Source organism: Brevundimonas sp. VNH65, assembly GCF_049445955.1.
Lineage (GTDB): Bacteria > Pseudomonadota > Alphaproteobacteria > Caulobacterales > Caulobacteraceae > Brevundimonas.
The window spans coordinates 340,201-363,748 of the sequence record NZ_JBMSDX010000002.1; the positions used below are offsets into that span (position 1 = coordinate 340,201).

The window sequence follows — 23,548 nt, forward strand, 5'->3', positions numbered from 1 at the left end:
AATCGAACCCGCATGGCGATTGGCGTTTTCGACAGCGGCGTGGGCGGACTGACGGTTCACCGCGAACTCACCCGGCGGTTTCCCGAACGGAACTTCATCTATCTGGCCGATCAGGCTCACGCGCCCTACGGCGGCCTGGCCGGGGAGCGGATCGTGGAGCTGACCCGCGTCGGCTGCGAGCGCCTGTTCGAGGCGGGGGCCAGCGTCGTCGTCCTGGCCTGCAACACCGCCTCGGCCATCGCCCTGCGTCGTCTGCAGCAGACCTGGATTCCCGAGGTGCGCGAACGGCTCGGCCGCCCCGTCAATGTGCTGGGCATCATCGTGCCCACCATCGAGGCCGCCACGGGCCTGCCCTGGACCTATGAGGCGGACCGCAAGGGCGACAAGATCGAGGCCATAGACGTCACCGGCGTCTTCTGCACCGCCGCCACGGCCATGAGCCGCGTCTATGAGATCGAGATCGACAAGCGGCGTGAGGATCTGGCCGTTTTCTCCGAACCTTGCCCCGGCTTGGCCGGGCTGATCGAACTCGGCGCCTCTCCCGAAGAGCTCAAGGTCGTGGTGGACGAGCATGTCGACGCCCTGCGCCGTCGTATCGGCCGCCACCCGGACACCGCCATCCTGGGCTGCACCCACTATGAAATCGTCGCCGACCTTTTCGCCGCCGCCCTGCCGTCGGGCGCCAAGGTGATCCATCAGCCGACCGCCGTGGCCGACGCCCTGGAACGCTATTTCCAGCGTCACGGCGAGTATGAGCTCGGAGCTGCGGGCCGTCGCGACTTCCTGACCACCGGCAAGGCCGGCCCCCAGACCGACCTCGTCAGCCAGTTCTGGGGCGCCCCCCTGGTGTTCGACCCGGCCTGACCGGCTCAGGTGTCGGCGGGATCGCCGTTCAGCGCCTCGAACATAACCTCGGCCTCGTCGAAGGTGTCATAGGTCAGGATCTCCGGCGGATTGACGATCACAAACCGGCTCAGGATTTCGTCCGGCCCGGCGACCTCATCCTGCTGCCACATCTGGCGGCCGAACATGTCCTGCAGAAGGGTCCATTGGCCGGGGCCTTCCGGCGGAATCGGGGCGGTCATAGGCGTCTCCGACAAGCTGTTGGCTCGGAACCTGAGGTCGCCGCCCGTTCTCGACAAGGGCGCCGATTGACGCCGGGCCGCTTCGGTCGTTCCCTGCGCGCCGGGAGAACCTTCATGACCTCGAACCGGATCGCCGTCAGGGCCGCCTTCGTCTTCGCCGCCCTCATGCCCAGTCTCGCATCCGCCGAGGTGGTGGAGCGAGGAGCGGATCATTTCGTGCTGCGCCGCGCCGTCGCCTTGGCGGGATCAGGTGAACTCGCCTGGCGGGCCGTGGGCGACGTCGGCCGATGGTGGGACAGCGCCCACACCTACAGCGGCGACGCCGCCAATATGTCGATCCAGCTCGAACCCGGCGGCTGCTTCTGCGAAGCCAATGTGAACGGCGGCGTCTTTGAACACGGCCGCGTCGTCGAGGCCGACCCGAAGACCGGTGTCCGGCTCAATGCGCCCTTGGGGCCGCTCAAGGGCAGGGCTACGCAGGCGGACCTGTCCATAGGCTGGAGCGGGGGCGACCGCGGCCAAGACCTGGTCATGTCCTATGTGGTCCGCGGCCCCGGCATGGGCGCCTTCGCCGACGGCGTCGACGGCGTCATGACCATCCAGTTCGATCGCCTCGTCCGCTTCATCCAGCACGGCGAACCCGCCGCCGACTGAACTACGGCTGCACGCCGGTCGTGCGCAGGATTTCGGCTCGCAGTTCGGCCAGGCCGTCGCCCTTTTCCGACGAGGTCAGGGCCACCGCCGGATAGGCGGCCGGGCGCTTGGACACGGCCTTCAGCGTCTTTTCGCGCATGACCTCGCCCTCCCCCTTCTTCAGCTTGTCGGCCTTGGTCAGGACGATCTGATAGGAGACGGCCGCCAGATCGAGCGCATCCAGCGCCTCGTCATCGACCTTCTTCAGACCGTGGCGGGCGTCGATCAGCAGATACACCCGCTTCAGGGTCACACGGCCGCGCAGATAGTCGCGACCCAGATCCTGAAACTTCTTCACCGTCGCCTTCGACGCCTTGGCCCAGCCATAGCCGGGCAGATCGACCAGCCGCAGCTTGCCGTCCAGATCGAAGAAATTGACCTCGCGCGTCCGGCCCGGCTCGTTGGACGCCCGGGCCAGCTTCTGCATGCCGACCAGCCCGTTGATCAGGCTGGACTTGCCGACATTCGACCGTCCCGCGAAGGCGATCTCGGGCAGATCGGGATCGGGCAGTTGCTCGATCTTGGCGCAGCCCATGACGAAGGTCGCCTGCCGTGCGAACAGCAGGCGACCCGCCTCGATCTCCTCGGGATCGTAGTCGTCCAACTAGGCGGCCTTCTTCTTCTCGCCCTTCAGCCGGGCGATGAAATCGTCGATCGGATTCTCGGCCCCGAAGCGGTGCATGATGAAATACTGCTGGGCGATCGACAGGATGTTGTTCCACGCCCAGTAGATCAGCAGACCCGCCGGGAAGACGGCCATGATGAAGGTGAAGACGATCGGCATCAGCTGGAAGATCTGACGCTGGACCGGATCGGGCGCCGGCGGGTTCATCGCCGTCTGCAGCCACATGGTGAAGCCGTAGAAAATCGCCAGAACCGACAGGCCCAGGGTGAAGCCGGAGCCGGCGCCGGACAGCAGGCCGCCGATCAGCGGCGCCGTCGCCGGATCCCACGGGATCAGGCCGAACAGGTTCCAGATGTTCGTGGGGTCGCGCGCCGACAGATCCTCGATCCAGGCGAAGAAGGGCGCATGCCGCATCTCGATGGTGACGTACAGCACCTTGTACAGGGCGTAGAAGACCGGGATCTGGACCAGGATCGGCAGACAGCCCGCCAGCGGATTGATCTTCTCCCGCTGATACAGGGCCATGGTCTCCTGCTGGATCTTGGCCGGCTCGTCCTTGTGCTTGGCCTTGATGGCTTCCATCTGCGGCTGGAGCTTCCGCATCTTGGACAGGCTCTCGTAGCTCTTGTTCGCCAGCGGGAACATGATCAGCTTGATCGTCAGCGTCAGCAGCAGGATGGCCACGCCGAAGTTGCCGACCAGGCCGTAGAAGAACTCCACCAGCAGGAAGATCGGCCGCGTCAGGAAGAACAGGAAGCCCCAGTCGATCGCATAGATGAAGCGCGGCAGATTCAGCGACTTCTCATAGGCCGACAGGATCTCGTTGCGCTTGGCCCCGGCGAACAGGCGTTGGGTCTCGACGATCTGGCCGCCCGGCTGAACGGTGCGGGGCTCGCCCAGAAACTCGGCCGAATGGATGTCCTGGGCGGCGTCGGTGACGCGGAACAGGGCCTGGATCTTCTCGGCCTGATCCGGGATCAGGGCCGCCATCCAGTATTTGTCGGTGATGCCCAGCCAGCCGCCGGTCGAGGCGAAATCCTCGCGCGGCTTCTTGGCCCAGTCCTTGTACTTCAGTTGTTCGGAGACGTACTTCTCGCCGTCGCCGAACGCGCCGATGCCGCCCTCGTGCAGGATCTGGTTCTTGCCCAGGGTTTCCGGCACGCCCTGGCGCTCGACCCGGCCATAGGGGGCCAGGGTGATAGCCTGGGTCCCCAGGTTCTGGACCGTGTCCTTGAGCGTGAAGACATATTGGTCGTCGATCGAGACCACCCGCGTGAAGCGCAGCCCCTGACCGTTGTCCCAGGTCAGGGTGACCGGCGTGGTCGGGGTCAGGGTCTGGCCCTGGGTCAGGCTCCAGACAGTGTTGGGGCCGGGAACCCCCCCGGCGATATTGGCGCCGCGCCAGCCGAACTGGGCGAAATAGGCGTGCTCCATCCCCACGGGCCGGAACAGCTCCACCGCCGGCGAATCCTTGGCCAGGGTCTCGCGATAGGTGCTCAGATACAGGTCGTCGATCCGGCCGCCCTGTAGCGAGAGCGAACCCTCGACCATCGGGTTCTTGATCGGCACCCGCGCGGCCGAGCCCAGGGCCCGGGTCCGGTCCGTGATGAAGACGGTTCCTGTCGGTGTCGCCGAAGCTCCAACGGCGACGTCTCCCTCGGCGATCTTTTCAGCGGCGGGCGCCTGGGCGGCCAGCTCGGCGCGACGCTTCTCGGCCTGCGGCCCCAGGACGAAGACCTGATAGCCGATCAGGATCGCCACCATGCACACGACGAAGATCACCGTGTTGCGGGTATTGTCGGGTTTCATTCGGTTCCGTCGTCCTGGGCGGCGGCGGAGCTCTGGGCTCCGGGGCCGGAAATGGAGGGGCCGCGCCGAGCCTCGGCGGTCGGCCCCGGCGGGGTCGCGAGCCTTGTAAGCGCCGATCGCACGTCGTCAAGCAGACGTTCCCAGTCACGGTCGGCCGTGCCCATGCGGGCGATCAGCACATAGTCGTCGCCCGGGCGTCCATGAAGGGGAAGAAGCCGCCGCGCGGCCTCTCGCAGCCGACGCTTGGCGCGATTGCGCACCACGGCGCCGCCGATCTTGCGGGTGGCGGTGAAGCCGACGCCGATGTGGTCCGATCCGTCCTCGCGCCGCAAGGCCTGGACCACGACGGCGCCGCGCGCTTGGGAAACGCCTTTCGCGGCCGCCAGAAACTGGGGCCGCGATACCAGGCGATGGATTTTCGGGGAATCCGTCATGCGCCTGCTTCCAGACGCATCAGGCGGCAAGTCCGACGACCCGGAGCCGACCGGCTCAGGCGGTCAGCTTCTTGCGGCCCTTGGCGCGACGACGCGCAACGATCTTCTGTCCGTTCTTGGTGGCCATCCGCGAACGGAAGCCGTGACGGCGCTTGCGCACGAGTCGCGACGGCTGATAGGTCCGCTTCACGGTCGGCTCCTGAGACAAAAAGGTGGAGCGGGTCGGACAAGGATTGGCGTCCGCCGCAGGAAGGGCGGGCGTATAAGGGCGGAGGCCGCGCCTGTCAACGCTGGAGCACTCATGAGCCTCATCCGGCGTTTCGGTCCCCTGATCCTTCTCGCGGCCGTCATCGCCCTGATCTTCGGCATGGGCTGGAACCGATATCTGTCGCTCGACACGCTGCGTGAGCACGGCGGAGCGCTGCGCGCCTTCGCCGAAGACAACTATCTCCTGTGCCTCGTGCTGACGATGGCGATCTTCGCGATCCTGACGGCCAGCGTCGTGCCCGGCGTCTTCTTCGTCACCATCACCGCCGGCTATCTGTTCGGCCCCTGGGTGGGCGGCGTCTCCACCTCGATCGCGGCCACCCTGGGCGCCCTGATCGTCTACGGCGTGGCGCGTTCGGCGCTCGGGCGATCCCTGCGCGACCGGGCCGACCGCAACGGCGGCCTGATGGCCAAGGTCTGCGCCGCCATAGACAAGGACACGTTCTGGTATGTCCTGGCGTCGCGCCTGGCGGTCGTCGTCCCCTTCCACATGATCAATGTGGCCGCCGGCGTCATGGGGGTGCGGCTGGTTCCCTACTCCCTGGCCACCGTGATCGGCCTGTTGCCGGCCCACACCATCTATTGCTGGATCGGCGCCCGACTTAACGCCCTCCTGGCCGATGATCCGGACCCCGATGTCCAGGCCCTGTTCGCGCAGTTCTGGGCGCCGCTTCTGGGCGTCTTCGTCCTGGCGGTCGTCCTGCCCTTCATGCTCAAGACGCTCCAGGCGGCGATCGAAGCCCGCAAGGTCCGACGCCCGTGACCTCGCTGCACACCGCCCGCTCACGATTGATCCCCGGCCCGAAGCTTGCGATGCGGGGACCATGAACCCCGTCGCGGTGCATATCGAGGGCCTGAAGGACCGTCTGGGACGGCTGGCCGCCCGACGGCCCCACGCGCCGGACGGCCTGTCCTCGCGCCTTCTGGTGCTGACGACCGCCTTCGCCGTAGCGGTCTGGCTGCTGATCACGGGCCCGAACGCCGCGTCCTTCCATGAGCAGTGGCTGACCGATCGCCTCCAGGCGGCGGAGCTGGCCTCCGTGGGCGTCGAGGCCCTGCCCTATAACGCCGTCGACGACGACACCGCCGAGCAGTTGCTGCGCATCGGCGGGGTTTCGGCTGTCGCGATCAGCGATCAGGGCGTGCTGCGTCAGTTGCTGAGAGCACCGGACCTGCCTCGCGCGCCCGACTTCATCGATCTGCGCCGGCCCAGTCTCACCGCCCGGCTCTGGGACCCCGTGCGCACCCTGTTCGGGCCGCCGGACCGATCCATCCGCGTGCGTGACCGGCCGCGATACCGCTCCGGCGACTTCATCGACGTTGTCGCCCCGGCCGAGCCGCTGAAGCTCGAGTTGCGCGCCTTTCTTCTAAACGGCCTGCTGGTCTCGCTGGTGGTGTCGCTGGCGGCGGGCGCCCTGCTCTACGCCGGCCTGTCCTATCTTGTGCTCCAACCCCTGCGTCGCGTGACCCGGTCCATCGAGGGTTTCGCGGCCGACCCGGAAACGGTGGCGGCCACGCCGTCGGACCGTCAGGACGAGATTGGCCGTGTCGAGCGCGAACTGGCGCGCATGCAGGACGAGGTGCGCCAGTCGCTGCGCGCACGCTCCCGCCTTGTGGCCCTCGGCGAGGCGGTGGCCAAGATCAACCACGACCTGCGCAACATGCTGACCTCGGCCCAGATGGCCTCGGAACGGCTGGCGGATTCCGCCGACCCACAGGTGGCCAAGGCCATGCCGCGTCTTGAACGCGCCCTGGGCCGCGCCGCCGCATTGACCCGCAACGTGCTGGACTACGGCAAGTCGGAAGAGCCGCCTCCAGTCCTGGCCCGCATCGCCCTCGCTTCGGCGGCGACAGCGGCGGCCGAGGACGCCGGTCTGGAACGCGACGGCGTTCGCCTGGTCAAATCGCTTCCGGCCCGGCTGTCGATCCAGGCGGATCCCGACCAGCTGCACCGGATTCTGGTCAACCTGATGCGCAACGCCCGTCAGGCGATCGAGGGCGACCTGACGCGCGGCGTCCGGCGCGGCCGGGGTTCCGTTCGCCTGTCGGCTGACGTGACGGCCTCGGATGTCGCCATCCGGATCGCCGACGACGGGCCCGGCATCCCGCCGCGTCTGTCAGAGCGGCTGTTCGAACCCTTCGTCAGCGGCAAGTCGTCCGACGGCACCGGCCTGGGACTGACGATCTCGCGCGAGCTGGCCGCCAACCATGGAGGCGACCTGCGCCTGGTCCAGACCGGACCGCAGGGCACGGTGTTCGAACTGCGCCTGCCCCTCCAGGACTGAACGTCGCCCGATCCTGGGACGTACCGCGTCCACCTCTACCGATCAGGCTCTACTGGGTGCGGGCCTGCCCCTCGCGGCGGTCGTCCGCCCCGCCGTCCCAGCCCCAGCGCCCGTCCGCGCCCTGCCGCCACAGGCCGCCGTGCAGACCGGAATTCTCCGAGGTGTTGGGCTGGATCCGAACCCCACGCGCCGCCAGGTCCTCGGTCAGGGCCGGGCTGAACCGCTCCGCATCGGCCCCGAATCCGTCGCCTCGCGCCACCAGATTGGGCAGGTCGAACGCCGCCTGCACCGGCAACCCCCAGACCAGGGTCCCGATCAGGGCCTTGGCGTTATAGGCCAGGATGGACGATCCGCCCGGCGACCCCATGGCCCCGACCAGCCGGCCCTCGGCATCGAGGATGATCAGCGGCGACATCGAGCTGCGCGGCCGCTTTCCCGCCGCCACGGCGTTCGCCGCCGCGCCGCCGTCGGGCCGGGTCGGCGTAAAGGAGAAGTCCGTGAGCTGGTTGTTCAGGAAGAAGCCCGCCGCCATCCGCCCCGAACCGAAGATGCTCTCGACCGTGGTGGTCATGGAGACGGCGTTTCCGGCGGCGTCGACCACGACAAAATGGCTCGTCCCGGCCGGTTCGCGGGTGGCGTCGGGCCCGGTGAAGACCCCGCCGGGCGGATCGCCGGCCTGGGCCGCGCCGGTCAGTCGGGGCGCCAGGGCGGCGCGTTCCGCGACATAGTCGGCATCCAGCAGACCCTGAACCGGAACACCCACGAATCCGGGGTCGCCGACATAGCGATCACGGTCGGCGTACATCAGGCGCTGCAGTTGGGCGAAGGCGGTCCAGGCCGCCCCGTTCTCCGGCCCCCACGCGAGGTCGGGCGCATACTCGCTCATCGCCATCAGTTGCAGGACGGCCACGGCGCTGGACGGCGGAGGCGGGGCGCACAGGACATAGACCCGGAACGGCCGACACAGGGCGCCGCGCTCGACCGGACGATAGGCGGCCAGATCCTCCAGGCTGAGGGCGCCGGGTCTGGGCCCCTCGCGCACGGTCGCCACGATCGCCTCGGCGATACGGCCCCTGTAGAAGGCGCCGGCGCCCTCGCGGGCGAGGGTCGCCACGGTGTCGGCGTAGGCCGGGTTCCTCAACACGTCGCCGGCGACATATCGCGTCCCGTCGGGTTTGGTGAAATAGGCGGTGGCCCAGGGCGAGCGCGCCTGGCCTCGGGGCTGGGCGATCATGCCCGCCAGCCGCGGACTGACCACGAAACCGTCGCGCGCCAGAACCTCGGCCGCGCCGAACAGCTCGCTCCAGGCCAGGCGTCCGTGCGCCTTCTGCGCCATGTCCAGCATGGCCACCACGCCCGGCGCGCCGGTCGATCGACCGGACAGAACCGCGTCGCCGAACGGCAGAGGTCGACCATTCTCGTAGAACAGCTCGGGCGTCGCCGCCGACGGCGCCGTCTCGCGCCCGTCATAGGCGGTGATCTCGCCGGTATCGGCCTCGAACACCATCATGAAGGCGCCGCCGCCGAGACCGGACGACTGGGGCTCGACCAGTCCCAGCACCGCCTGGATCGCCACAGCCGCATCCACCGCGGAGCCGCCTCGGGCCAGGACATCGAGTCCGGCTTGAACCGCCAGGGGATTGGCCGCCGCGACGAAGGGGCCTCGCGCCGCCGGTGTCTCTGGCGCGGATACGCCGACCTCGGTCGCGGACGACCGCGCCGGCGCCTCGGACATCGCGGCGCACGCTCCGACCCCAAGGACCAGCGCCAGCGCCGCGGCATGAGACAAAAAAGGGAAGCGGAGGCGTCTGGACATCATCGGAACGTCATTTCTGGGGAGGACGGTGACGGATCGGCGACGTCTGGCCTAAACCGCCGACGGGTCGGGGCCAAGCCCGAAGCGCTCAAGAAACCCGTGTATCATCCTCGGAAAACAGGCTAATCAGCAGCCGTCTTCTTCGCCTACGGACTGTTCAGATCATGCGTTCGGCTCCTCTCGTCGCCCTCGCCGCCCTGCTCGTCGGCTGCTCCAGCCTGCCGGCCGACGCGCCCAGCGGTCGGTCGATCGATCGGAACGCCGGCTTGCCCGCCGGCGGCTTGACCTACGATGTGATCGAGGTGGATTTCGCGCTGAGTGAACGCATTCGGCAGGCGCCGCCCGCCGCCGACGCCAGCCTGGCGGTTCTGGCCAACAACGGCTCGGCCGACATCATCAACGTCGGCGACGAACTCGAGGTCTCGATCTACGACCCAAGCGGAAATCTGTTCGGCGGACGTTCGTCGGGCGGCGCCTCCGGTCCATCCGCCGGCAATCAGACCTTGCCCGCCCTGGTCGTGGATCGTGACGGCACCATCGCCATTCCGTTCGGCGGAACGGTCCGGGTCGCCGGCCTGACGGCGCGAGAGGCCGCCGCCGCCGTGGTGCGGGGCTTGCGCGGCAAGGTCGCAAATCCCCAGGCCATCGTCACCGTGGCCGACAGCCCCGCGAACGGCATCATCGTTCTGGGCGAGGTGAAGACTCCCGGCCGCGCTCCGGTCCAGCCGGGCGCCGAGAATCTTCTGGACGCCATCGCCGCCGCCGGCGGACCGACCCGCAACCCGGACGACATCGTCGTCACCGTCAACCGTGCGGGCGCGACCTATCAGGCGCCGCTGCGCCGGGTGTTGTCGACCTTCGATGAAAACGTGCGCCTGCGTCGCGGCGACCAGATCAACCTCGTCTACACGCCGCGCCGCTTCTCCAGCTTCGGCTCGACCGCCCGCGTGACCCAGACCGAAATGCCGGCGGGAGACCTGACCCTGACCGGCGCCCTGACCCAGGTCGGCGGCGTCAATCCGATCTCCGGCAACGCCCGTTCGGTGCTGGTCTTCCGCTACGAACGGCCCGAGGTCGCCGCCCTGGCCGGCGCTCAGGCCCCCGCGACCTCCAAGGGCGTGCCGGTCATCTACCGGGTGAATATGGCCGAACCCGCCGGGGTCTTCGTCGCGAACAATCTGCTGATCCAGCCCGACGACGTGGTCTTCGTGCCCCTCGCCACTGCGGCGGAGATGCGGAAGTTCTTCGACTTCGTCCGCTCGATCACCGGCATCGCCTATGACGTGCGCGTCGCCGGCACGGTGGCCGGCAACTGATGTGTCGCTGATCGGCAAGCTTCTCGGCCGACTGAACGCGTTCGGTCGCGGCGAGGGCGACATCGATCCCTTTCCGGACGAGCCGGTCGTCGACGGCGGCAGTGTCGGCGCCGGCTCAAGCCGGGTGCGTCGCCTCCTGGATCAAGCCGAAGCCGAGGCCCTGGCCGCCTATGAACGGACCGGTCTGCCGAATGTGCGCGGCGTCTATCGGCGCGGCGCGAACGACGCGGGCTGGTCGCTGATGCCCGAGCTCACGACGCCGGCGGCCCGCTTCGACTATGTCCTGAACGGGCTGGATCAGGGCGAGCGCCATGCCGGTCTGCCCCAGATCGGACGACTGGCGCGGCCGGGCGACCCGATCATCGCGCTCGCCGCCGACCTCATCGAGCAGGTGACGGCCGTGCGCGACCGGCTGGCCGGCGGAGGGATCGACCCTTCCGGGCGACATGATCTGGAGGTGGCGTTCGAACTGACGATGACCTGGATGCGCCTGTGCGAGGCTGTGGCGGAGCCGGAACCCGTCCAGGCCCCCGACGTCGCACCTCGCAAACCCGCTCCCGCCCGCCGCAAGGCCTCGTCCGCAACCCGGCGCCCGCGCAAGACCTCGACGATTGAGAGAGGCGACAAATGACCGCCGTCTGCGTCGACGGCTATAATCTGGCCCTGCCCAAGGGTTCGGGCATCGCCACCTACGCCCGCAGCACCCTTTCAGCGATCTCGGCGCTGGGCCTGGATCGTGAGATTCTGCACGGCCCGCTCGGCCCCACCGGTCGCGACCGCCTCCTGGACGAAAGCCTGATCGGCGACGCCCGCTGGCGACTGAAGACCTTGGCCGAACCCCTGTCCAATCGCCGCGTTCAGGCGGCCCTGGCCCGTTTCGGCCGGACGGCGCACCGCGTGGAGCCCAGCGGCCAGGTCCTGTGGCCGGACGGAGCTCTGCCCGAGGCCGACGCCTTCTGGCTGTCCCAGGACCTCTACCGGATCGCCGGCCGCGCCTTCTCCGACCATCGGGTCGTCACGCCCGTGCGTTTCGATCCGGTGGACAGCGCCCCCGCCGTCATGCACTGGACCCAGCCGAGCCCGCTTCGGGCGCGGGGCGCGGCCAATATCTACACGCTCCACGACCTGATCTCGCTGAAGCTTCCGCACACCACCCTGGACGACAAGGCGAGGGTCCACGACCTGCTGCGCCGCGTGGTCGCCGAGGCCGATCACCTCGTCGCCGTGTCCGAAGCCACCCGGCGCGACGCGACGGAGCTTCTGGGCGTTTCGCCCGACCGGATCACCGTCACCGGCCAGGCCTTCGACCTGCCTCCGGGCGCCCTCGACCGTCCGGACGACGATTGCGCCGTCGAGTTGAACTCGACTTTCGCCCTCGACTGGCAGGGATACTTTCTCTTCTTCGGCGCCGTCGAACCCAAGAAAAACCTCGGCCGCCTGGTCGAGGCCTATCTGCAAAGCGGTGTGACGGCGCCTCTGGTCGTGGTCGGCGCCCGAGCGTGGATGGCCGATGACGAGGTCGGTTTCCTGGAGTCGCTGATCGCCGAGGGAGTCGGCGCAGGCCGGCGGCTGCATCGCTACGATCACCTCCCGCGCAACCTGCTCATGACCCTCGTCAGAGGGGCCAGGGCGGTCGCCTTTCCCTCGCTTTATGAGGGGTTCGGTCTGCCGGCGCTCGAGGCCATGGCCCTTGGCGCGCCTGTGCTGGCGTCGACCGGGGGCGCGCTGCCGGAGGTGGTCGGCGACGCCGCCCTGCTGGCGGATCCCTATGATGTCGAGGACATCGCACGCACCATCCGCCGGATCGACGCCGACGCCGATCTGCGTCAGGACCTTTCCGCCCGCGGCCGCCGTCGGGCCGGCCTCTTTTCGCCCCAGGCCTATGCCGACCGGCTCGGCGCGGTGTACCGCCAGCTCGGCGTCACCCTTCCCTGATCCGCGTCAGGCCCGACGCCGGGTCCGCCAGGCGTCCAGGCTGCGACGAATCCAGGCGTCCGCCTGTTCCGCCGAGGGCATGCGGTGGCCGGCGAACAACCGGACGCCGTCAGGCGCCCAACCCGGATTCAGCGACGGATCGATCAGCGCATCGTCGCCCCAGATGCGGATGAGGTTTCGCCGCTCCGCCTCCGCGCGCGCCTGTCGATCGGGGTCGTCGTCGTGTCCACGCGACAGCGATTCCTCGTGACTCAACTCGATGTCCCCGGCGTACAGCACGCTCAGTCCGAGGGCGCGGACCCGAAGACAGAAGTCCGAATCGTTCCCTCCGACCTGAAACGTCCGGGCGTCGAAGCCGCCGGCATGGACAAATACGGATCGGCGCACAGCCAGGAAGGCGCCGGTCACCGCTGCGGCGGGGCGCGCCCTGACCCATCGGTCCAGGGGCCCGGCGTCGGTCGCCGCCGCCCCCAGGCCTTCATGAAGCGGCCCTGGGGAGATATCGGCAGAAGGCCTCGCGCCCAGGATCATCCCGGCATGCTGAGGGTTTCCAGACGGGTAGACCAGCCGCGCGCCCACGGCCCCAACCGTCGATCGCGCCAGATGCGCCGCCAGTCGCGCATCCCAACCCGACGTTCGCATCTCCATGTCGTTATTGGCGAACAGCAGGATGTCGGCGTCCCGCCCCTCAGCGCCGCGATTGTTCAGGTCCGACCAATTGAAGGGGGCGTCCACTCTCAGCACGTCAATGCGCGGCGTTTCGGTCCAGCGATCGAGCAGGTCCAGAGTTGCGGGGTCTCGGCTGCCATTGTCGATCACGAGGATGCGCAGGCGGCCAGGATCGGCGGCCTTGTCGAACAGACTGTCGACCATGGTCTCCAGGACGTCGCCCCGGTCGCGTGTCGGCATGATCACCAGAATGCTCTGCTGTTCTGCGACGAGGGCGGGTTCGACGGGCGGCGCGGCCGCCGGCCTCGCCACCTCCGCCAGAACCAGGGGCACATGGGCCGCTCGCCCTCGCGCCGCCGCCTGGGCCAGAGCGATCCGGAGATTCACCTCTCCCGCCGGCGCAGCATCGGCGCGAAACAGGGCGACGACGGGCGGGTGGGGGACGAGCTCCAGGTCCAGCGGATGCGGCGCCGCCTGGAGGACCGGCGTCCAGACGGCCGTTGAGCGGTCCGGGCGAAGTTCATGATCCGAATAGGCGACCTCGGCGCTCGTCACGGCCAGGGCATGGGTCAGCCACGCCATGGCTTCCGGCCGCAGGACGACGTCGACACCCGAGGTCAGAACAACGACAGACGCCGCAACGCCTTCGTCAGTCGGCAAGGGTCGCGGATGGTTTCGCACCGTTTCCCAGTCCGGCGGCGATGGCGGCGCCGCCTCCATCTCGGTCAGCGCCCGGGCTAGGGCGCCACTGTCCGATCGACCACGCTTCGCCGTCCGAAGTGCGGCCAGGGCCTCATCCCGTCGTCCGGCCGCCGCCAGGGTCCGGGCCAGCCGCACGACCACGGCCGCGTCGCCCGGCCTCTCGGCCAGATAGGCGCTGTAGACCGCCGCGGCCTCGTCCCAGCGGAACTGCCGACGCGCGACGTCGCCCTCCGGCACGCCCAGTCGCAGCCGCTCCGCCGCGCGGACGGCTTCGGCCCTGGCGCGCCGCGCCCTTCGCCATCTCTGCAGAAGCCCTTCGCTCACGCCTAGCCCTTGGCCGACCATTCCTGACGCCCATCCTAGCCCGGTTCGGCCGGACTAGGCATCGGGGAAGGCGACGTTTATGCAGGGCCGCCCGACACGTCCGCTCGGGCGGTCGCCGCCGTCGCTTCATGCCCGCCACCTCGTCCGTCCCTGTCATCTATCGCCCCCGGCGCTTCGGCGACGCCCGGGGCTGGTTCATGGAAACCTATTCCGAGGCGGCTTTGGCGGCCGTCGGCGTGCATGACCGGTTCGTGCAGGACAATCAGTCCTTCTCGGCCTTCGCCGGCACCATCCGCGGCCTGCATTTCCAGCGCCCGCCCCACGCACAGGCCAAGCTGGTGCGCTGCGTGCGCGGGGAGATCATGGACTATGCCGTGGATCTGCGGCGCGGCTCCCCCACCTATGGCCGCCACGTCGCGGCCCGGCTGACCGCCGAGGGCGGGGAACAGCTCTATGTTCCGGTGGGCTATGGCCACGCCTTCATCACCCTGACGCCCGACGTCGAGGTCGCCTACAAGGTCACCGACGTCTACGCGCCGGACTGTGACGGCGGCGTGATCTGGAACGATCCCGACATCGCCATCGACTGGCCGCTTCCGGCGTCCGGCGCGGTTCTGTCCGACAAGGACCAGACGCTTCCGACACTGGCGGCCTTCGACAGCCCGTTCGACTATGACGGCGCGCCGCTGGTCGAGCTGAAAGACTGATTTCCATGCGCATCCTGATCACCGGCGGCGCCGGCTTCATCGGCTCGGCCCTCGTGCGTCGGCTCATCGAACATACCGACCACGAGGTCCTGGTCTTCGACAAGCTGACCTACGCCGGGGTGCTCAGTTCGCTCGAGCCTGTGGCCCACAGCAATCGCTACGGCTTCGTCCAGGCCGACATCTGCGACGCGGAGGCGGTTTCTAAGGCCCTGGCCGAATTCCGCCCGCAGGTCGTCGCCCATCTGGCCGCCGAAAGCCATGTCGATCGCTCGATCGACGGCCCCGGCGCCTTCGTCCAGACCAATCTGGTCGGCACCTTCGTCATGCTGAACCAGGCCCTCGGCTACTGGCGCGGCCTGGCCGAGGCGGAAAAGGCCGCGTTCCGCTTCCACCACATTTCGACCGACGAAGTGTTCGGCTCGCTCGGCGACGAGGGCTTCTTCACCGAGACCACCCCCTACGACCCGCGCTCCCCCTATTCGGCGTCCAAGGCGGGGTCAGACCATCTGGTGCGGGCCTGGGGCCACACCTACGGCCTGCCGGTGCTGGTCACCAACTGCTCCAACAACTACGGCCCCTACCACTTCCCCGAAAAGCTGATCCCTCTGATCATCATCCGCGCCCTGAACGGCGAGCCCCTGCCGGTCTACGGCGACGGGTCGAACGTGCGGGACTGGTTGTTCGTGGACGACCACGCCCGGGCCCTGCAGGCCGTATTCGAAAGGGGAGCGCCCGGCCGCACCTACAATGTCGGCGGCGACGCCGAGCGAAAGAACATCGAGGTCGTGCGCGCCATCTGCGCCATCCTTGACCAGAAGCGCCCGCGCGCGGACGGCAAACCCTATGCCGACCAGATCACCTTCGTGACCGATCGTCCCGGACACGATCAACGCTACGCCATCGACGCGACGCGACTTCGTGACGAGCTGGGCTGGACGCCCTCAGTGACCTTCGAGGAAGGCATCGAGCGGACCGTAGCCTGGTATCTGGACAATCAGGCCTGGTGGCGGGACATCCTCGACGCCCGCTACGCCACCCAACGCCTCGGCGTGGCGAATGGCTGAACCGGTCCACATCCTGATCACCGGCGGCGCGGGCCAGGTCGGGCTGGAGCTGCTCGCCGCAGACTGGCCGGACGGCGTCGTCCTGCACGCGCCGGGCCGTGATGATCTGGATCTTTCCGATCCCGCCTCGATCCGCCGCGCCTTCGCGCGTCAGACCTGGGCGGGGGTGATCAACTCCGGCGCCTGGACCGCCGTCGACAAGGCCGAGACGGAGGCCGCCGCCGCCTTCGCCGTCAACGGCCAGGCGCCTGCGATCCTCGCCGAACTGGCCCGCGACGCCGGGGTTCCGATGATCCAGGTCTCGACCGACTATGTCTTCGACGGGTCCAGGGCCGACGCCTATGCCGAAGACGACCCGGTGGGTCCGGTCGGGGTCTACGGCGCCTCCAAACTGGCCGGCGAGCTGGCGGTGCGGACCATACAGCCGCGCTCGGTGGTGCTGCGGACCGCCTGGGTGCTCAGCCCGCACCGCGCCAACTTCCTCAAGACCATGCTGCGCCTGGCCGCCGATCGTCCGGTGCTGCGGGTGGTGGACGACCAGCAGGGGTGCCCGACCTCGGCGCGGGACATCGCCCGGACGATCCGAACGATCGCCTTGCGGATGATTCAGGATACGGACGCGCCGGCAGGAACCTATCATTTCGTCAACTCCGGCGTGACGACCTGGGCGGGCCTGGCGCGCGAGATTTTGCGCCTGTCCGCGCGGGACGGCGGCCCTTCGGCCGAGGTCGAGGGCATCACGACCGACCAGTATCCGACGCCCGCGCGCCGCCCGGCCAACTCGGCCCTGGCGACCGGGCGCATCGGCCGCGACTACGGCGTCGTCCCCCGGCCCTGGGCCGAGGCCGTCGCCGACATCATGGCCGAGCTGAAGGCCGAAGGGAGGGCCGAATGAAGGGCATTATCCTGGCGGGCGGGTCCGGCACCCGCCTGCATCCGATGACGACGGTGACGTCCAAGCAGCTGATGCCTGTCTACGACAAGCCGATGATCTACTATCCGCTGTCCACCCTGATGCAGGCGGGCGTCAGGGACGTGCTGGTGATCTCCACGCCTCGCGACGTCCCGTCGTTCCAGGCTCTTCTGCAAGACGGATCGCAGTGGGGCATGAATATCCAGTACGCCGAACAGCCCAGCCCCGACGGCCTCGCCCAGGCCTATGTCATCGGCGCGGACTTCGTCGGCAACAGCCCGTCCGCCCTGATCCTCGGCGACAACGTCTTCTACGGCGCCGGTTTCAATGACCTGTTCAAGAGCGCCCTCGGCCGACCGGCCGGCGCCACCGTCTTCGCCTATCGCGTCGCCGATCCGGAGCGTTACGGGGTCGTCGAGTTCGACGACAAGATGCGGGCCCTGTCGATCGAGGAGAAGCCGGCCCATCCCAAGTCCAACTGGGCCGTGACGGGCCTGTACTTCTACGATTCCGACGTGGTCGACATCGCGCGCTCCCTGCGGCCTTCGGCGCGCGGCGAGCTCGAGATCACGGACGTCAACCGCATCTATCTCGAGCGCGACCGGCTGTCGGTGGAGATCATGGGGCGCGGCTACGCCTGGCTCGACACCGGCACGCCCGACAGCCTGATCGAGGCGGCCGAGTTCGTGCGCACCCTCGAGAAACGCCAGGGCTTCAAGATCGCCTGTCCCGAGGAAATCGCCTTCGAGAACGGCTTCATCGACGCCGCCCAGCTCGAGCGCCTCGCCGACCGACTCGGCAAGGGCACCTACGGCGAATACCTTCGAAAGGTGATTCAGGGCGCTTAGGCGGATCCAGACCGCGCGCGGGCATGGACTTGGCCTGTCGCCCTCTCTAGACACCAGATGGGATGATGTTCGGCCCTGTCGCCCCGTCGACGGAGCCCCGGTCAAAAAAAAGCGCGCCAGAGCCTGATGTCAGATATCCAACGCGATTCCGCCGGTTCGGCGGGATCCCGCCGCCAGAAACAGATCCATCGTTACGCCCTGGCCTGCGATCTGATCGCCGGGATGAAGGTGCTGGAGATCGGGCTGGGCGACGGAACGGGCGCGGCCCTCCTCGCCGGGCGCGCCGGCGTTCTCGAGGGCGTGGATATCGATGCCCGGAACGTCGCCGTCGCGTCCGATCGGCGCCTGCCCCGGACGCGGTTCCAGGTCGCCTCGCCACAGACCCTGCCGTTCGAAGACGGGCGGTTCGACGCCGTCATCGGCTTCAACATCGACTGGTCCGGCGATGTGGCGAGCGCCTTGACCGAAATCCGGCGGGTTCTGACGCCCGACGGCTTCGCCATGCTGCGCACGGCGGCCGGCCAGGCCGAGGCCGTCGGCGTCGAAATCCGACGTGTGTTCAAGCGTCGCTTCGCCCTGGCCCAGCGCGTCATCGCCGCCTCCTATATCGGTCCGGCGTCGGCGACCGCCCTGCCGAACGCGGCCGACTATCGCGGCTACACCCTGGCCCCCGACGGCGTCGTGCCGGGCGTGGTGAGGCCGGCCGAGCCCGAAGACATCATCTGGATCGTCGGCCAGACCGCGCTTCCGCGCGCCGAAGCCGCCGACTCCCTGTTCCGGGATCCTGACGAGGACCTGCAGCTTGACATGGACCCGCCGGCGACGCCCGCGGGGCCGACGGTCACGGCGCCGGTCGCGACCGGCGACATGGCCGTGATCGCCGCTCTCGTGGAGCAAATGGCCGAAGGCCCAGTCGGTGGAGACGCGGCGTCGCTGGCCAGGGCCATCGGCCAGGCCAACGTCAGGCTGGCCGTCCAGGACCTGAAGCTGGCGGATCGCGAACGGCTCAACGCCGGGCTGGCGGCGGCCGAGCAGGAATACCGCCGCCTGGCGGACCAACTGCGCGACAGTCGGGAACAAACGGCCGCCGTTCGCCTGCTGGCGGCGGAACAGCGCGCCCTGGCCGATCAACTGGCCGAGCGCCTGACCGCCGCCACGCGCGAGGCCGACGCCCGACGTCAGGTCATCGACGAGACGCTCGACCAGACCCAGAACCTGGCCGTGTCCCTCGAACAGGCCCGAAGCGATCTGGACCGGGCGAGGGCCGAGGCCGAGGCCACCCGGTCGCTGGCTCAGGACATGGAGGCCGCTCTCGCTCAGGCCCGCTCCGAGATCGACGCCGCACGATCACGGGCGGAGGGGCTTGAGGCGGACGCTGTCCAGGCGCGCGAAGAGCTGGCGACGCTGCGCGAGACCTTCACGACCGAGGCGCAGCGCGCCCATTCGTTCGTGGCCGAGGCCGACGTCCTTCGCCAGATGGTCCAGACGGCCGACGCGGCCGCGCATGACAAGGCCGCGGAGCTCGAGGCGCTGACCCAGGTCGTTCAGCGCCTGGAACAGGAGCGCGACGCCGTCCAGAAGATCCTGGCCGAACAACTCGAGCGCGAGCGTCAGGAAGCCACGGGTCGTGGCCTCCCTCGCCCAGGCGGAAGTCGATTCCCTGAGAGAAAGGGCTCAGGACGCAGAGGCGGCCAAGGCGACCCTGTCGCAAGAGATCGAGCGCGCTCGCGCCGAAGGCGAAATCACCCAAGGCGCCCTGGCCGCCGAGATCGACCGTCTGAGAACGCAGTCGGAGGCGCTGCAGCAGACCCTGGTCGAAGAGATCGATCGGCTTCAGGCGGAGGTGGAGGCCGCTCGGCCCCGCAAGGCGGCGACGGCCGGGCCGGTCCGGGCTCCGGTGGACGCCGGATTCGCGATCGGCCTGCGGGATCGGATCCAGCACGCCGCGGTGGCCGAGGTTCAGGCCTATCGCTCAGGCCTGGCGGCGGCCGCGACGGTCCGCGCCGCGCGCAAGGACCTGACGGCCCAACTGGACGGCGTTCGAGGCTTCACCGATGCAATTCCGGTGGCCTCGCCCCGGTTCGATTCCGGTGAGCGGCGGCCGATCAGCCAGAAGGCGCGCCTGCGCGCCCTGCTGCGCGGCGGGCTGAAGTCCCACGCAGTCCCGGCCGCGCCCCTCGACGCCGTGGCCGCCCTGTTCGACCCGGCTCACTACGTCCAGCGCAACGGCGTCAAGCCGGCGGCCGGAGAGACGCCGTTCGATCACTATGTGCGGGTCGGCCGCCGTCAGGGCCTCTCCCCCCACCCGCTGATCGACGCCGACTGGATTCGCGGAACCTGGCCCGACGCCGCCGAACGTCCGTTTGACCTGTTCGCCTACATCAACGACATCCGCCTGCATGACCGGTCGCCGCATCCGTTGTTCGAGGCGGACCACTATCGCCGCGTCAACCGCGACGTGGCCGACGCCGGGGTCAATCCCCTGGCCCACTATGTGCTGAACGGCTGGCGCGAGGGACGTGCGCCGAACCAGATGTTCGACAACGACTGGTATCTGGCGACGCATGAGGACGTTCTCGCGGCCGGAATACAGCCTCTGGTCCACTACGTCGCCCATGGCGCTTCCGAACTGCGCCGGCCTCACCCGCTGTTCGATCACGGCTTCTACCTGGATCGGTATCCTGACGTGGCGGCCAGCGGCATGGACGCCTACGCCCACTTCATCGCCTACGGGCGCGCCGAGGGCCGACCGCCCTGCCGTCAGGTGCTGGACATGCAGCGTCTGGAGCGCTTCTTCGACGGCGCGACGATCAACGATCTGCTCCTGCTCGGCGATGCGCCGGAGCGTCGCCTGCGGCCTATCGAAGACGACTTCTGGCCGCCCAGGCCGACCCAGGATTACTGGCTGCCGCAACGACTTCGCGATTTCATCATCGACCGTTTCGGCGAGGACCGGCTGCAGCTGAACGCCTGGTTGTTCTCCCTGGTCGAGCGTTTCGCCGAGACGCCCGAAGCCTTCGACCAGAGCCCGGAATGCCGCCGCCTCATCGAGCGCGCGTCCCTTCTGGCCGGCACGCCCCTGAACGGCCGCCCCAAGGCTTCGATCGTCATTCCGGTCTACAACAACCTGCTCTACACCCTGACCTGCCTGGTCTCGGTGCTGGAGAGCGCGCCGAGCCACAGCTTCGAAATCCTGATCGGCGACGACGGATCGACGGACGGCACCGCCGAGGCCATCGCCGAGATCGGCGGCCTGGTGCGCCATGTGCGGCATCCCAAGAACCTCGGGTTCCTCGGTAACTGCAACGCTGTAGCCCGCCGGGCCACGGGCGAGCATCTGGTGCTGCTGAACAATGACACCATCGTCTTCCCCGGCTGGCTGGACGCGCTGGTCGAGACGCTCGACGAGAACCCGCAGATCGGCTTCGTCGGGTCCAAGCTGCTGAACGGCGACGGGTCCCTGCAGGAGGCGGGCGGCGTCTTCTGGCGTGACGGGTCGGCCTGGAACTTCGGTCGCGACGGCGATCCCCAGGCGCCGGAGTTCAACTATCTGAAGGACGTCGACTACGTTTCGGGCGCCTCGATCGCGGTTCCGGCGCGGCTGTGGAAGGCCCTGGACGGCTTCGACACCACCTACAGCCCGGCCTATTGCGAGGACTCCGACCTGGCGTTCCGGGTGCGCGAGGCCGGCTATCGCACGGTCTACCATCCTCACTCGATCCTGGTTCACCACGAAGGCCGCAGTCACGGCCGCGACGTGTCTTCCGGCGTGAAGGCCTATCAGGTCGTCAACCAGCGCAAATTCCTGGAGCGGTGGGGCCCGACCCTGGCGGAGCAGAATTTCGACAACGCCCAGAACGTCTTCCTGGCGCGCGATCGATCGCGCGGACGCCCGCACATTCTGGTGGTCGATCACTATGTGCCGCAGTGGGACCAGGACGCCGGTTCGCGGACGATGTTCCACTTCATCCGCGCCTTCGTGAATCGCGGATTCCACGTCACCCTCTGGCCCGACAACCTGAACGAGGATCGCGACTATGTCGCCCCGCTGCAGCGGATGGGCGTCGAAGTCATCTACGGCCCGCGTTTCGTCGGCGGTTTCGAGGCCTGGATGGCCGAGAACGGCGCCTATCTGGACTACGCCCTGCTCAGCCGGCCGCACATCTCGGAATCCTATATCGATGTCGTGACCCGCGCCGGCGTCAAGACCTTCTACTACGGCCACGACCTCCACTGCCTGCGCGCCCGATCGACCTATCAGGTCACCGGCGACCGGAACGATCTGGTCGAGGCCGAAAAGTGGGAAGTTCGCGAACTGTCCGTCAGCCTGAAGTCGGATGTCGTGATGTATCCGGGCATCGAGGAGATCGACTATATGTCGCGGCTCCTGCCGGCCTCGGCCCGGCTGATCCGCCCGCCGATCACCATCTTCGACGCCGATGAGCTGAACGCGGCGGAGAACGCCATCGACGCCGATTCCGCCGATCCCTATGCGCTCATGTTCGTGGGCGGCTTCTCCCACACGCCGAACGGCGACGGCATCGTCTGGTTCCTCGACCGCATCTGGCCGCGACTGCGCGCCGCCGACGAGCGGTTCTCCCTCCGGATCGCCGGCTCCAGGATGCCTGACGATCTGCGGGACCGGGCCGACCCCGGCGTGGAGTATCTGGGCCGGGTCAGCGACGAGGAGCTGTCTGCCATCTACGAGGGTTCCGGCGTCGCCATCGTGCCGCTGCGCTACGGCGGCGGCATCAAGGGCAAGGTGATCGAGGCTTTCGCCCGGGGCGTGCCGGTGGTCATGACCGATGTCGGCGCCCAGGGCATTCCCGACGCGCATCGTCTCGGCTTCGTCGCCGGCGCCGATGACGGATTCGCCGACGCCGTCGTGGCGGCCGTGACCGACCGCGCCGAAGCGCGCGAACGCGCCCGACGCGCCGTCGACTTCCTGCGCTCGGCCTATTCCGAACAGGCCTTCTGCGATCTTCTGGCCCCGGAGGCGCCGGAACTGGGCGGATCGACGGCGTGACGGACTTCCGCAAGACCCGCGCCCGCGCGCCCCTGCGTCTCGGCCTTGCGGGCGGCGGCACCGACCTGTCGCCCTATTGCGACCAGTTCGGCGGCGCGGTGCTGAACATCACCATCGACCGCTACGCCTTCGCCTCCTTCCTGCCGCGCGACGACGGCCGCGTGGTGTTCGAGGCCGACGACATCGGCGTGTCGGAGGTCTATGAGCCGAACTCGACCCTGCATTCCGAACTGGTCCTGCATCGCGGCGTCTACGACCGTATGATCCGCGAGCACAACGGCGGCCGGGCGCTGGGTCTGACCATCAAGACCACTGTCGACGCCCCGGCCGGTTCTGGCCTGGGGTCCTCATCCGCCCTCGTCGTCGCCCTGGTCGAGGGCATGCGCGCCATCCTGGACGCGCCCTTGGGCGACTATGACGTGGCCCATCTGGCCTATGAGATCGAACGCATCGACCTGGGCCTGTCGGGCGGGCGGCAGGACCAGTATGCGGCGGCTTTCGGCGGGGTGAACTTCATCGAATTCCTCGCCAATGACCGGGTGATCGTCAATCCGTTGCGCGCCTCCGACGCGGTCTGCAACGAACTGGAGAGCTCGCTGGTCGTCTGTTTCTCGGGTCGGTCGCGTAGTTCCGCCGCCATCATCGACCAACAGACGGCCGGGCTGAAGGCGGCCAACGCCGACACCCTCACCGCCATGCACCAGCTCAAGGCCGACGCGGCGGAAATGAAGCGCGCCCTTCTGGTCGGCGACATCGACGGCATGGCCGAAATCCTGAACGCCTCCTGGACGGCCAAGAAGGCGACGGCAGCGGCGGTCTCCAACGCCGGTCTGGACGCCCTGTTCGACCTGGCGATGCAAAGCGGGGCCTTGGCGGGCAAGGTCTCCGGCGCCGGCGGCGGGGGCTTCATGTTCTTCCTCGTCCACCCCGAAAGCCGCTTCCGCCTGATCCAGGCGCTCAACGCCGCGGGGGCTCAGGCCGGACCGGTCAAACTGACCCATCGCGGCTCGGAAGCCTGGCGGTTCTGACG

General features: G+C 68.6%; 21 protein-coding genes. 14 read left to right on the plus strand and 7 right to left on the minus strand.

Going from position 1 to position 23,548, the window contains the following annotated elements; translation table 11 throughout:
* Positions 1 to 12 precede the first annotated feature (12 nt).
* Complete coding sequence (locus ACO2Q1_RS05460; RefSeq protein WP_423328531.1) at positions 13 to 864, plus strand: glutamate racemase; 852 nt, start codon at positions 13 to 15, stop codon at positions 862 to 864.
* Positions 865 to 869: 5 nt separating this feature from the next.
* On the opposite strand, the gene ACO2Q1_RS05465 is transcribed toward ACO2Q1_RS05460, so the two are convergent.
* Positions 870 to 1,085 carry a hypothetical protein gene (locus tag ACO2Q1_RS05465; protein ID WP_423328532.1) on the minus strand — a complete coding sequence of 72 codons (216 nt, stop codon included), beginning with the start codon at positions 1,083 to 1,085 and terminating at the stop codon, positions 870 to 872.
* Between the two features lie 114 nt (positions 1,086 to 1,199).
* On the opposite strand from ACO2Q1_RS05465, the gene ACO2Q1_RS05470 reads away from it, so the two are divergent.
* Positions 1,200 to 1,739: a hypothetical protein gene (locus ACO2Q1_RS05470; RefSeq protein ID WP_423328533.1), complete on the plus strand. Its 540-nt coding sequence runs from the start codon at positions 1,200 to 1,202 to the stop codon at positions 1,737 to 1,739.
* 1 nt (position 1,740) lies between these two features.
* On the opposite strand, the gene yihA is transcribed toward ACO2Q1_RS05470, so the two are convergent.
* From yihA to rpmH, 4 genes are read right to left on the minus strand one after another with little or no spacing between them, the layout of a single operon-like run.
* Positions 1,741 to 2,382: a ribosome biogenesis GTP-binding protein YihA/YsxC gene (yihA, locus tag ACO2Q1_RS05475; RefSeq protein ID WP_423328534.1), complete on the minus strand. Its 642-nt coding sequence runs from the start codon at positions 2,380 to 2,382 to the stop codon at positions 1,741 to 1,743.
* Positions 2,383 to 4,212, minus strand: a complete 1,830-nt coding sequence (yidC, locus tag ACO2Q1_RS05480) for a membrane protein insertase YidC (RefSeq protein ID WP_423328535.1) — start codon at positions 4,210 to 4,212, stop codon at positions 2,383 to 2,385.
* Positions 4,209 to 4,646: a ribonuclease P protein component gene (gene rnpA, locus ACO2Q1_RS05485; RefSeq protein WP_423328536.1), complete on the minus strand. Its 438-nt coding sequence runs from the start codon at positions 4,644 to 4,646 to the stop codon at positions 4,209 to 4,211. The genes yidC and rnpA overlap by 4 nt, the downstream gene beginning before the upstream one ends.
* A gap of 55 nt (positions 4,647 to 4,701) precedes the next feature.
* Complete coding sequence (rpmH, locus tag ACO2Q1_RS05490; RefSeq protein WP_013268133.1) at positions 4,702 to 4,836, minus strand: 50S ribosomal protein L34; 135 nt, start codon at positions 4,834 to 4,836, stop codon at positions 4,702 to 4,704.
* A gap of 111 nt (positions 4,837 to 4,947) precedes the next feature.
* Here rpmH and ACO2Q1_RS05495 point away from each other — a divergent pair, with 111 nt between their 5' ends.
* Positions 4,948 to 5,676, plus strand: a complete 729-nt coding sequence (locus ACO2Q1_RS05495) for a TVP38/TMEM64 family protein (protein ID WP_423328537.1) — start codon at positions 4,948 to 4,950, stop codon at positions 5,674 to 5,676.
* 61 nt (positions 5,677 to 5,737) lie between these two features.
* On the plus strand, positions 5,738 to 7,198 hold the full coding sequence (locus ACO2Q1_RS05500; protein ID WP_423328538.1) for a sensor histidine kinase: 1,461 nt from the start codon (positions 5,738 to 5,740) through the stop codon (positions 7,196 to 7,198).
* Positions 7,199 to 7,247: 49 nt separating this feature from the next.
* Here the strand turns inward: ACO2Q1_RS05500 and ACO2Q1_RS05505 are convergent, their stop codons facing one another.
* Positions 7,248 to 8,933, minus strand: coding sequence for a gamma-glutamyltransferase family protein (locus ACO2Q1_RS05505; protein ID WP_423328539.1), 1,686 nt, complete (start codon positions 8,931 to 8,933; stop codon positions 7,248 to 7,250).
* Between the two features lie 245 nt (positions 8,934 to 9,178).
* On the opposite strand from ACO2Q1_RS05505, the gene ACO2Q1_RS05510 reads away from it, so the two are divergent.
* Genes ACO2Q1_RS05510 through ACO2Q1_RS05520 form a run of 3 tightly spaced genes read left to right on the plus strand, consistent with a single transcriptional unit; the run spans position 9,179 to position 12,265 of the window.
* Positions 9,179 to 10,330, plus strand: a complete 1,152-nt coding sequence (locus ACO2Q1_RS05510; RefSeq protein ID WP_423328540.1) for a polysaccharide biosynthesis/export family protein — start codon at positions 9,179 to 9,181, stop codon at positions 10,328 to 10,330.
* Between the two features lies 1 nt (position 10,331).
* Entirely contained in the window at positions 10,332 to 10,961 is a 630-nt protein-coding gene (locus ACO2Q1_RS05515; RefSeq protein WP_423328541.1) for a hypothetical protein, read from the plus strand.
* Entirely contained in the window at positions 10,958 to 12,265 is a 1,308-nt protein-coding gene (locus tag ACO2Q1_RS05520; RefSeq protein ID WP_423328542.1) for a glycosyltransferase family 4 protein, read from the plus strand. The genes ACO2Q1_RS05515 and ACO2Q1_RS05520 overlap by 4 nt, the downstream gene beginning before the upstream one ends.
* Positions 12,266 to 12,271: 6 nt before the next feature.
* Here the strand turns inward: ACO2Q1_RS05520 and ACO2Q1_RS05525 are convergent, their stop codons facing one another.
* Positions 12,272 to 13,960, minus strand: a complete 1,689-nt coding sequence (locus ACO2Q1_RS05525) for a glycosyltransferase (RefSeq protein WP_423328543.1) — start codon at positions 13,958 to 13,960, stop codon at positions 12,272 to 12,274.
* Between the two features lie 128 nt (positions 13,961 to 14,088).
* On the opposite strand from ACO2Q1_RS05525, the gene rfbC reads away from it, so the two are divergent.
* From rfbC to ACO2Q1_RS05560, 7 genes are all read left to right on the plus strand, one after another.
* Positions 14,089 to 14,667 (plus strand): dTDP-4-dehydrorhamnose 3,5-epimerase, encoded by a 579-nt coding sequence (gene rfbC, locus ACO2Q1_RS05530; RefSeq protein WP_423328544.1) that lies wholly within the window; start codon positions 14,089 to 14,091, stop codon positions 14,665 to 14,667.
* Between the two features lie 5 nt (positions 14,668 to 14,672).
* The gene (gene rfbB / locus ACO2Q1_RS05535) at positions 14,673 to 15,731 is read left to right on the plus strand and encodes a dTDP-glucose 4,6-dehydratase (RefSeq protein ID WP_423328545.1); all 1,059 of its coding nucleotides are present in this window, start codon (positions 14,673 to 14,675) and stop codon (positions 15,729 to 15,731) included.
* A complete protein-coding gene (rfbD, locus tag ACO2Q1_RS05540; protein ID WP_423328546.1) occupies positions 15,724 to 16,626 on the plus strand; it encodes a dTDP-4-dehydrorhamnose reductase in 903 nt (300 codons plus the stop codon). Before rfbB ends, rfbD begins: the two co-directional genes overlap by 8 nt.
* Positions 16,623 to 17,492, plus strand: a complete 870-nt coding sequence (gene rfbA / locus ACO2Q1_RS05545; protein WP_423328547.1) for a glucose-1-phosphate thymidylyltransferase RfbA — start codon at positions 16,623 to 16,625, stop codon at positions 17,490 to 17,492. Before rfbD ends, rfbA begins: the two co-directional genes overlap by 4 nt.
* Before the next feature lie 126 nt (positions 17,493 to 17,618).
* Entirely contained in the window at positions 17,619 to 19,586 is a 1,968-nt protein-coding gene (locus ACO2Q1_RS05550; RefSeq protein WP_423328548.1) for a methyltransferase domain-containing protein, read from the plus strand.
* 679 nt (positions 19,587 to 20,265) lie between these two features.
* Positions 20,266 to 22,518 (plus strand): glycosyltransferase, encoded by a 2,253-nt coding sequence (locus tag ACO2Q1_RS05555; protein WP_423328762.1) that lies wholly within the window; start codon positions 20,266 to 20,268, stop codon positions 22,516 to 22,518.
* Positions 22,515 to 23,546, plus strand: coding sequence for a dehydrogenase (locus ACO2Q1_RS05560; protein WP_423328549.1), 1,032 nt, complete (start codon positions 22,515 to 22,517; stop codon positions 23,544 to 23,546). The genes ACO2Q1_RS05555 and ACO2Q1_RS05560 overlap by 4 nt, the downstream gene beginning before the upstream one ends.
* Positions 23,547 to 23,548 lie beyond the last annotated feature (2 nt).

Excerpts from the sequence above, each read along its gene's own strand:
- rnpA (WP_423328536.1), bottom strand. The coding sequence starts at position 4,646 with ATGACGGATTCCCCGAAAATCCATCGCCTGGTATCGCGGCCCCAGTTT.
- rfbC (WP_423328544.1), top strand. The coding sequence starts at position 14,089 with ATGCCCGCCACCTCGTCCGTCCCTGTCATCTATCGCCCCCGGCGCTTC.
- ACO2Q1_RS05520 (WP_423328542.1), top strand. The coding sequence starts at position 10,958 with ATGACCGCCGTCTGCGTCGACGGCTATAATCTGGCCCTGCCCAAGGGT.
- ACO2Q1_RS05550 (WP_423328548.1), top strand. The coding sequence starts at position 17,619 with ATGTCAGATATCCAACGCGATTCCGCCGGTTCGGCGGGATCCCGCCGC.
- rfbD (WP_423328546.1), top strand. The coding sequence starts at position 15,724 with ATGGCTGAACCGGTCCACATCCTGATCACCGGCGGCGCGGGCCAGGTC.
- ACO2Q1_RS05500 (WP_423328538.1), top strand. The coding sequence starts at position 5,738 with ATGAACCCCGTCGCGGTGCATATCGAGGGCCTGAAGGACCGTCTGGGA.
- ACO2Q1_RS05510 (WP_423328540.1), top strand. The coding sequence starts at position 9,179 with ATGCGTTCGGCTCCTCTCGTCGCCCTCGCCGCCCTGCTCGTCGGCTGC.
- yidC (WP_423328535.1), bottom strand. The coding sequence starts at position 4,212 with ATGAAACCCGACAATACCCGCAACACGGTGATCTTCGTCGTGTGCATG.
- ACO2Q1_RS05465 (WP_423328532.1), bottom strand. The coding sequence starts at position 1,085 with ATGACCGCCCCGATTCCGCCGGAAGGCCCCGGCCAATGGACCCTTCTG.
- ACO2Q1_RS05495 (WP_423328537.1), top strand. The coding sequence starts at position 4,948 with ATGAGCCTCATCCGGCGTTTCGGTCCCCTGATCCTTCTCGCGGCCGTC.
- ACO2Q1_RS05470 (WP_423328533.1), top strand. The coding sequence starts at position 1,200 with ATGACCTCGAACCGGATCGCCGTCAGGGCCGCCTTCGTCTTCGCCGCC.
- rfbB (WP_423328545.1), top strand. The coding sequence starts at position 14,673 with ATGCGCATCCTGATCACCGGCGGCGCCGGCTTCATCGGCTCGGCCCTC.
- ACO2Q1_RS05505 (WP_423328539.1), bottom strand. The coding sequence starts at position 8,933 with ATGTCCGAGGCGCCGGCGCGGTCGTCCGCGACCGAGGTCGGCGTATCC.
- ACO2Q1_RS05460 (WP_423328531.1), top strand. The coding sequence starts at position 13 with ATGGCGATTGGCGTTTTCGACAGCGGCGTGGGCGGACTGACGGTTCAC.
- ACO2Q1_RS05555 (WP_423328762.1), top strand. The coding sequence starts at position 20,266 with ATGCAGCGTCTGGAGCGCTTCTTCGACGGCGCGACGATCAACGATCTG.
- rfbA (WP_423328547.1), top strand. The coding sequence starts at position 16,623 with ATGAAGGGCATTATCCTGGCGGGCGGGTCCGGCACCCGCCTGCATCCG.